Source organism: Streptomyces atriruber (assembly GCF_001418325.1).
Lineage (GTDB): Bacteria > Actinomycetota > Actinomycetes > Streptomycetales > Streptomycetaceae > Streptomyces > Streptomyces atriruber.
In genome coordinates this window covers 1-7,271 of sequence record NZ_LIPN01000457.1, presented here as the reverse complement: position 1 = coordinate 7,271, position 7,271 = coordinate 1, and the positions used below count along the sequence as shown (strand labels likewise).

The following is a 7,271-nucleotide window of genomic DNA, read 5'->3' as shown; positions in this document are numbered from 1 at the left end:
GACGGGGCTTGCGGAGGGGTGGGGGGCTGATGCGGAGGCTGGTTCACCCGGCGGGTGACCCAGGCGCCGTCGCGGACTTCGCCGTCCGGCTCGGCGGCCGCAGTCCAGGCGAAGGTGAGGGGATCTCGAGTGCGGCCTGGTGGATGGCGTCGGTGAGGGGCATGCCGACCGAGTAGGACAGCCACCGGCCGCGCCGGGCGAGATGGGCGACGAATTTATGAGTTACGCCGCCGGAATCGGCATGGATCAACCTCCGGCGCCCGCATCGGCACCTTCTTCGGCAGTTGAGCCGGGGCGAGTCGGGTGGCCTCGAAATGGTCGGCGGCGATGCCGAAGCCCACGTTGCCGGGCCACAGTAGAGCGGCCACAGGTTCTGCGCTGCTGCCTCGGCCGTGGTCGACGAAGCCCATCAAGGGATGGCGACCGAAGGCCTTCTTCCAGGTCGCGGCAGCGTCCTGCTTCTCGGAGTGCGCCAGCATGAGCACACCGCCCAGGTCCGCCTATCACCTGTCGGCCAGCGTCCGGTGCCTCAGCACCTGCCAACGTCCAGCCCCCGGAGCGTACTTCGGTGCGGGCCACACGGATCGCCACCAGCATGCGCTTGCCGTCGGACGCGAGGGTATCGATCAGGCGCGAGACCGTCGGGTCGGAAGCCACTGACCCGAACACAGCCGGCGCGGCCCGCAGCATCGACACGTCCGCCAGGCAGCCCCCGCCAAGGGCAGCCACGAGCGCCGCATCCAGCAGGATCTTGCCCGGATCGTGCACCGTCGGCGGCTTGCGCCAGAGCGCCAACGCCGCCGATATCGCCGTATCCAGAACGGACTTGCGGACCGTCTCGACCCGCAGCACAGACCCCGCCTGCGAGACCACCGTCCGGCCGCGGCCCTCGATACGGGCACGCGAATAGGAACCGAGACGCTGCTTCACCCGGGAAGCGCCTCCGACGAACGCGGAAACGAAGGCCTCAAGAATCCTTATTCTTGCTGTTCATAGGCACTTTCTGCTTGCGTGATCAGCTGACGGACAGCCTGCCTCATGAAGGCGCGAGGTCAACTGCTCATCCTCGCCCCCACTCGTGGACTACCGTTGCTATGCACCGCGCGCCCTCTTCGGAGGGTGTACGCGACATGACCCCAGGAGCAGGCGATGCCCTTCGGTTCGGTGACTCAGCCCCATGGTGTGCTCCCGGCGGGAGCCATCCGGCGCCGTCACCGATCACATCGAAGGGGACGCATTCCCGTGGTTGCTGTCGAGTACATGCGCAAGCGTCGCACCTGGGTCCGTGATGTCCTGATTGGCATCGTGGCGAGCCTCGGCTCGAACCTGGCGTGGGCTCTGGCGCAGTTTGTGGTGCACCGCCTCGGCTGAGCCGGGCGGTGGGCGGGCCCTGGAGGGCCCGCCCTCCTTCCTTCCCAGCCGGGTAATGTGCAGAACGTCATTGCGGCCCGACGGGCTTCCGCTCCGCTGCGGCGGAGTCACGAAGGACATGCCCCCACCCGCACGAGTCATCTCGTGCCTGGGGATCCTTCGTGCTCCTGCAACTGTCCGCAGCCGAGCTCGGCCGACTCATCGTGGCCCGAGCCGGCTCGGTGCACCTTCCGCTCACCGAGCAACTGATCCAAGAGCACTCCCGGATCAAGGGGGGAGCGGCCGGCCAAGGAGACATCGCTTCCTGGAACAACAGCCTCCCCGTAGTAGTCAAAGCTCTGCTGGACTGCGGCCTCGACGAAGTCGAGGTGCAGATCGAGGTCAACCTGCCACACACCAACTCTGCGGTCGATCTAGTGCTCTGCGGTCGGCATCCCGGTACGGAGGCGGATTCATACCTTGCAATTGAGCTAAAGCAGGTACGGCACGCCACGGTGGACCCCCTGTGCCCCATCGCCGTCGATCTCGGATTCGGCGACGGGAAGAACAAGCTGCATCCGGTCCGGCAGGTCCAGCGCTACTGCGAGTACATGCTGCGCTATCTGCCTCATCTTCGGGCAAACGAAGACCAGTTGATGGGTGTGGCGCTGCTCCATAACGCACATGACGCGGATGTGGAGGCGCTATTCGGTCTGTCCGAAACCGACCATGGTTTCCTCTACACACTCGATGATCTGGTCCGTTTCCGACGAACCCTTACTTCGAGATTCGCTCCCGCGTCTGGTAAGCGGGCCGCATCAGCGCTGAAGCAGGCCCGTCAGGACCCGTTGCGCAAGGTCACCGATGTGGCCCGTCAGCGCTCTGTCGTCGGTGGAGGTCTTACGCTCCTCGACGAGCAGTATGTCGCCGTCGACCGGATCACCCGGCACCTGGAGAAGACCGCACGCTTCACCGGCTTCGACGTCGGATTGTTCTATGACTCCGAAGCGGCCCACAGCCCCGCCCCCGATCCGGGCGCCAAGCGCGTCTACATCCTGCGGGGTGGCCCTGGTAGCGGGAAGAGTGCCGTGGCCCTCGAGTTGCAGCGTGCCCTTGGACTCAAAGGCCGCGAGGCCGTTCTGGCAAGTGGCTCTCATGCCTACACGGAGACTCTGCGCGAGATCATGCTCAGTACCGCTCGCACAGGGCAGACAGCGGACAAGCGTCGTGTGGCCGTCAAGTTGTACCGGTACTTCAACAGTTTCAGCAAAACCCCACCGGACAGCATTGATGTTCTCATCTGCGACGAGGCCCACCGCATGCGGCGCAGCTCGACATTCCGATGGACCCCGAAGGAGCTGCGGGACGATGACCGGCCCCAGGCCACCGAGGTGATAAGAGCCGCCAAAGTACCGATCTTCCTGCTGGACGACCACCAGTCGATTCGCCCAGACGAGGTGGGAACCGCCACATACCTCAAAGAGCTGGCCGAGGGCATGGGCTGCGATGTCGAAGTGACCGACCTGGAGGGCACGTTCCGAGCAGGCGGCAGCAAGCGGTACCAGCGCTGGGTCCAACAGTTGCTGGGCCTCGACGCATCCGATCCGGTCGCCTGGCGGCCGGACGGGAGGATGACGCTGACGGTCGCCGACTCCCCCGAGCAGATGGAGCGGTTCATTCGGGAGCGCCATTTGGAAGGAGCCACAGCCCGCATCACCGCAGGCTTCTGCTGGCCTTGGAGCAACCCGGACGGAGAGCAGCTTGTCGACGACGTACGCATCGGCGACTGGCGGCAGCCTTGGAACGTGAAGCCGGAGCACAGCGTCACAAACGCCCCACGCTCGGACCTGTGGTCGACCGATCGCCGTGGTGTCGACCAGATCGGCTGCGTCTATACGGCACAGACCTTCGAGTACGACTGGAACGGCGTCATCATCGGGCCCGATCTGCTGTTTCGCGAGGGAAGGTTCAAGGTGGATCGGAGCGCTTCCTGCGATCCCGCCTTCCGAGGGCCGATCGACGATGCGGTAGTCACCCGGTGCATCCTCAACGCTTACCACGTGCTCCTCACGCGTGGCGTCGTCGGCACCGTGGTCTACGCGGTCGACCCGGCGACCCACAACGAACTGCGCAGACTCATCCCGGGCGCCATCGGCATGCAGCACTACGACGGCGGCCAGCCGAAGCTCACCGCCGAAGGATCACAGCTGCCACCGGCCTACCGCAGACGGCACGGGTAACCTTGATCCCTACGTAGCTGCGGCCCGCCGGGCTTCCGCTCCGCCTCGCGGAGTCATGAAGGACATGCCCCCACCCGCACGAGTTTCTTCGTGCTGCCTGGGGGCTTGTCTTGCTGTTCCGCGACTCTGCCGCAGCGGTCGCTGCCGAGTGCCATTCCGGTGCCTTGTTCTTCCGCCTGACGGAGCAGTTCGTGCACGTGCACGGCCACAAGCCCAGTCCCTCAGAAGTGCGCTCCTGGGAGCGAAGCATCCCCGTGCTCGCGAGCGCGCTCAATGATGCCGGTCTCGGGCAGGTGGAGGTACTCCTGGAATACGGACTACCGCTGAACAGCAAGCGAGCCGATGCGATTCTGGCCGGCGTGCACCCCGATACCGGACTCCCGTCGTACGTCGTCGTGGAATTGAAGCAGTGGAGCAGCGCGGAGCCCGACGATGACGATCCGTCGCTGTGCCGCATCGACTCCTACGCACGGGCGGTTCTGAATCCGGTCGACCAGGTCCGCGGCTATTGCGAGTACCTCATCTCCTTCAACGGAACGCTCGCCGAGCATCCGGAACGTGTCCACGGCGCCGCGTATCTGCACAACGCCACCGAGTTCGGCGTGGACGGGCTCTTCGAGGCCGAGCAGGATCAGCACGGTCAGCTCTTCATCGGGGCGCGACGAGGCGAGTTCATCAGCTATCTGCGCACGAAGCTGGGTCCGGAATCCGGCGCAGTGGCCGCGGACGAACTGGTCGACGGGAAGATCGGCCCGTCCAAGCAGCTCATGGCGGTGGCGGCCCAAGAAGTCCGGGACCGCGAGCAGTTCGTGTTGCTGGACGAGCAGCAGATCGCGTACCGCACTGTTCTGAACGCCGTACGCCGCGCCAAGCAATCCGATCACAAGGAGATCGTGATCGTCACCGGAGGACCCGGCACCGGCAAGAGTGTCATCGCCCTGTCACTCCTCGGTGAACTGTACCGGCAGGGCACCACCGCGCTGCACGCCACGGGTTCCAGCTCTTTCACAACCACGATGAGGAAGGTGGCGGGCGCCCGGAAGCGTGAGGTGAAGGACCTCTTCAAGTATTTCAACAGCTTCATGACCGCCGACCGAAACAGTCTCGACGTCCTGATCTGCGACGAAGCCCACCGCATCAGGGAGACCTCGGCCAACCGCTACACACCGGCGTCGAACCGTACCGGCAAGGCCCAGATCGAGGAACTCATCGACGCGGCCCGCGTCCCGGTCTTCCTGCTCGACGAGCATCAGGTCGTACGACCCGGCGAGATGGGCACGGTCGTGGAAATCAAGGAAGCCGCCGCGAAGAAGGGCCTCGAGTGCCGGGTGGTGCAACTGGACAGCCAGTTCCGGTGCGGTGGCAGCGATGCATATCTGCGCTGGGTGGTAAGGCTGTTGGGCCTTGAGCCGGGCGGCCCGGTGGTGTGGGAACCCGACGACAAGATGCAGCTCACGGTCGCGGACAGCCCGCAGGAAATGGAAGCGTTTCTCGACAACGTCCGCTACCAGGGGTACAGCGCGCGCATGTCCGCGGGCTATTGCTGGAAGTGGACGAAGAAGGTGCCCCCCGGGCAGGGGCTTCCCGCGGACGTCGTCATCGGAGGATGGGAGCGGCCCTGGAACGTCTTCGGTGACCGCTCGGTCGGTGGCGCGCCTCCGGCCGCGTTGTGGGCAACCGATCCTGCCGGCTTCGGGCAAGTGGGCTGCGTGTACACGGCACAGGGCTTCGAGTACGACTGGAGCGGCGTCATCATCGGCCCCGACCTGGTGTGGCGCGGCGACCGCTGGATCACCGACCGCTCAGCGTCCAAGGATCCGGTCTTCAAGAAGTCCACCTCGGACGCGGATGTGGACCGGCTGATCCGCAACACGTACAAGGTCCTGCTGACGCGAGGGATGATCGGTACGGTCGTGTACTCAACCGATCCCGAAACCCGCGAGAAGCTCCGCGCTCTGGCTGCCGGTTCCTCGGCCTTCGCGTCCGTCTAACGGGCTGACGGTCGCGTCTCGTCTGAGCATGACCCTATGCATGCCACGCCGGGGTCTGCGGTTCTCATGGTCCGCCAGGTACTCGTCGAAAACGTGCCCACGCAGCTTGTGTTCGTCTGCATCGACGACGGCCATGGACGACTCCAGCCTGCCCACTCCCGCTCGGGGTGCCTCTGGTTCCGTCTGGCCGTGACAGGCTCACCCATACCTGCGTGCGTCAAACGAGTAGGAAGGGGGCGGGCGCGCGTTCATCCCAGGACGGGAAACACAAAGGGCCCGACCCCGAAGAGCCGGACCCTCCCTGACCTGCACATTTGCCAGATCTGCGACGTGGCGAAACGTCAGCCGCTACACGTTGAAGCGGAACTCCACCACATCCCCGTCCTGCATCACGTACTCCTTGCCCTCCATGCGCGCCTTGCCCGCCGAGCGGGCCTCCGCGACCGAACCCGTTTCGACCAGGTCCGCGAAGGAGATGATCTCGGCCTTGATGAAGCCCTTCTGGAAGTCGGTGTGGATGACACCGGCCGCCTCGGGGGCCGTCGCGCCCTTCTTGATGGTCCAGGCGCGGGACTCCTTGGGGCCTGCCGTGAGGTAGGTCTGGAGGCCGAGGGTGCGGAAGCCGACGTGGGCGAGGGTGGCGAGGCCGGGCTCTTCCTGGCCGACCGACTGGAGGAGTTCGAGGGCCTCGTCGTCGTCCAGCTCGGCGAGGTCCGCCTCCAGCTTGGCGTTGAGGAAGATCGCCTCGGCCGGGGCGACCAGCGCGCGCTGCTCCGCCTTGAAGTCGTCGTCCGTCAGCTCGTCCTCGTCCACATTGAAGACGTAGAGGAAGGGCTTGGTGGTGAGGAGGTGCAGGTCGTGGAGGAGCTCCTCGTTGCCCGAGCCCTGGACGATGCCCTGGGAGAAGAGCGTGTCGCCCTTCTCCAGGATCTCCTTGGCCTCCTCGACCGCCTTCACCTTCGGGGCGATGTCCTTCTTGATGCGCGACTCCTTCTGGAGGCGCGGGAGGACCTTCTCGATGGTCTGGAGGTCGGCGAGGATCAGCTCGGTGTTGATCGTCTCGATGTCGTCCTTGGGCGAGACCTTGCCGTCGACGTGCACGACGTTCTCGTCCTTGAAGGCACGGATGACCTGGCAGATCGCGTCCGACTCGCGGATGTTCGCGAGGAACTTGTTGCCGAGGCCCTCGCCCTCGCTCGCACCGCGCACGATGCCCGCGATGTCGACGAAGTCGACCGTCGCCGGGAGGACCTTCTGCGAGGAGAAGATCTCGGCCAGTTTCGTGAGGCGGGGGTCGGGGACACCGACCACGCCCACGTTGGGCTCGATCGTGGCGAACGGGTAGTTGGCCGCCAGCACGTCGTTCTTGGTCAGGGCGTTGAACAGGGTCGACTTGCCGACATTGGGCAGACCGACGATTCCGATCGTGAGCGACACGTTGCGACTTCCCGTACGTGAGGGCTGTGGGTGGACGGCCCGGAGGGCCGGAGCGACCGTGGGGCGATCCCCCAGTCTACGGCGTGCGCCCGCCGCCCCCGCCTGCCCGTCGCCTCCGCTTCGAACGCATGGCCAAGGTCGGCCCAAGGGCGTGTCCCGTGACGGATTCGGCGCCGCGCCCCGCCTAGGTTGGTCCAGTGGAGCAACACAGGACGCGTCCCCCTCAGTCCGGCCCCAGGACCACCTCGCCGGC

General features: G+C 65.7%; 4 protein-coding genes and 1 pseudogene. 3 read left to right on the top strand and 2 right to left on the bottom strand.

Annotated elements, in window-relative coordinates; all coding sequences use genetic code 11:
* Positions 1 to 930, bottom strand: a pseudogene (locus AOK03_RS35770) (transposase); the annotation flags it as partial.
* Between the two features lie 312 nt (positions 931 to 1,242).
* Here AOK03_RS35770 and AOK03_RS44945 point away from each other — a divergent pair.
* The 3 genes from AOK03_RS44945 to AOK03_RS35760 all read left to right on the top strand — a co-directional run bounded on the left by AOK03_RS44945 (position 1,243) and on the right by AOK03_RS35760 (position 5,581).
* Positions 1,243 to 1,371, top strand: coding sequence for a DUF6408 family protein (locus AOK03_RS44945; protein ID WP_279616357.1), 129 nt, complete (start codon positions 1,243 to 1,245; stop codon positions 1,369 to 1,371).
* A gap of 161 nt (positions 1,372 to 1,532) precedes the next feature.
* A complete protein-coding gene (locus tag AOK03_RS35765) occupies positions 1,533 to 3,590 on the top strand; it encodes a DUF2075 domain-containing protein (RefSeq protein ID WP_055569556.1) in 2,058 nt (685 codons plus the stop codon).
* Between the two features lie 110 nt (positions 3,591 to 3,700).
* Positions 3,701 to 5,581 (top strand): DUF2075 domain-containing protein, encoded by a 1,881-nt coding sequence (locus AOK03_RS35760; RefSeq protein WP_055569555.1) that lies wholly within the window; start codon positions 3,701 to 3,703, stop codon positions 5,579 to 5,581.
* A gap of 348 nt (positions 5,582 to 5,929) precedes the next feature.
* Here AOK03_RS35760 and ychF read toward each other — a convergent pair whose 3' ends face one another.
* Entirely contained in the window at positions 5,930 to 7,018 is a 1,089-nt protein-coding gene (gene ychF / locus AOK03_RS35755) for a redox-regulated ATPase YchF (protein WP_055569554.1), read from the bottom strand.
* Between the last annotated feature and the right edge of the window lie 253 nt (positions 7,019 to 7,271).